Below are 511 nucleotides of genomic sequence, written 5' to 3' on the forward strand. Positions count from 1 at the left end.
GTGAGGTCGGACGTGACCTCGTGGAAGCTCACCATTCCCCGCGTCGAACCCTTGGCGCCCTCGGACGTCCAGATGATGCGCTCGTCGGGCACCTGCTCCAGCACGGTGGCCTTCCACGTGCGGGTTGAGGGGCCGACCTTGGCCTTCCAGTGCGTCGTCACCTCGTCGCTCGTCGAGACGTCACGCACGCCCTTGGTGAAACTGCTGAACTTCTCGAACTGCGTCCAGTGGTTGTAGACGGTGCGTACCGGCAGCCCGACGTCGATGACCTCGACGATGTTGGTGACCTTCCGGTCCCCCGAAGAGCGTTTGCCCCCGCCGAAGGTCTCCTTGACCTTCTCCAGCACATTGCCGCCGAGGCCCTTCACCGCTCCCCCGACCAGCTTCTTCACGGGCGATCCACCACCGAGGAGGGCGGCCCCCATTCCTGCGAGCGAGCCTCCGTTGTCGGCGACGTCGGAGAGTTGATCCGTGACGTCGGTCAGCTTGTCACCGGCCCGTTCGGCGAGGT

1 protein-coding gene is annotated in these 511 nt (G+C 65.6%); it reads right to left on the reverse strand.

Annotated features, from left to right (window positions below):
* Nucleotides 1-511: SRPBCC family protein (locus ACJ6WD_RS41395; protein WP_407617834.1), on the reverse strand; the 511-nt coding region annotated here is incomplete at both ends.

Origin of the sequence: Streptomyces sp. VTCC 41912 (assembly GCF_045799175.1) — a bacterium.
Taxonomy (GTDB): Bacteria; Actinomycetota; Actinomycetes; order Streptomycetales; family Streptomycetaceae; genus Streptomyces; species Streptomyces albulus_C.